The organism is Aeromonas sp. ZOR0001 (assembly GCF_000801015.1).
Classification (GTDB): Bacteria; Pseudomonadota; Gammaproteobacteria; order Enterobacterales; family Aeromonadaceae; genus Aeromonas; species Aeromonas veronii.
This window is the reverse complement of the sequence record NZ_JRJY01000136.1, coordinates 3,153-3,796: the sequence shown is the minus strand read 5'-3', so window position 1 is coordinate 3,796 and position 644 is coordinate 3,153. Positions and strand designations below refer to the sequence as shown.

Sequence of the window (644 nt, the reverse complement as noted above, 5' to 3'; positions counted from 1 at the left end):
CGATGGGCGGCCATTCTATTTGTTTGCAGAGTCCGGTTCAGACCAGCGCCTTGCCTTTGAGCAGCTTGCGTACCCAGTAACGGGCAGGGTGGAGCGCTTCCAGCAGATCGGCGGCCAGCGGCAGGGGATCGCCGCAGATCTCGCTGGCGAGCAGCTCACCACAGAGCGGCGCCGAGCAGAGGCCCCGAGAGCCGAGCGCCCCCAGCACATAGAGGCCGGGGTGAAGGGGGAGCGGCTGGGCGTTGTGCTGATCATGCTGCAGCTGCGCATAGTGATCCGCCAGACCTTGCAATCTGGCCACTGGCCCCACCACCGGAAGGTGATCCCGACTGGCGCAACGCACCCCTACGCGCGCCTCGTTGCCGCTCACATACACTTCGGCGGGCCAGGTTTGCTCCGGCAGGCAGGCTTGCAACCGCACCTGATTCTGGATTTGCTCCTCGGCTCGAAACTCAAGGCTGCTCTGGTTGCGGCCATAACTGGCGCCGATGCAGTGTTGATCGTTATGCATTGGCGTGAGGTAGCCATCGTAGCAGAGCACGGTCTTGAGCTGACTCAAGCTGGCCGTGGTTGGCACATGGCTCACCTGACCGCGCACCGGATAGAGGGGCAGCTCGGCAAAGGGGAGCAGTGCTGGCAACTGG

At 63.8% G+C, this 644-nt stretch carries 1 protein-coding gene; it reads right to left on the bottom strand.

Features of this window, described 5'->3' with window-relative positions; genetic code table 11:
* Positions 1-37: 37 nt before the first annotated feature.
* On the bottom strand, positions 38-644 hold a 607-nt coding region (mnmC, locus tag L972_RS16945; protein ID WP_156127059.1), incomplete at its 5' end, for an FAD-dependent 5-carboxymethylaminomethyl-2-thiouridine(34) oxidoreductase MnmC.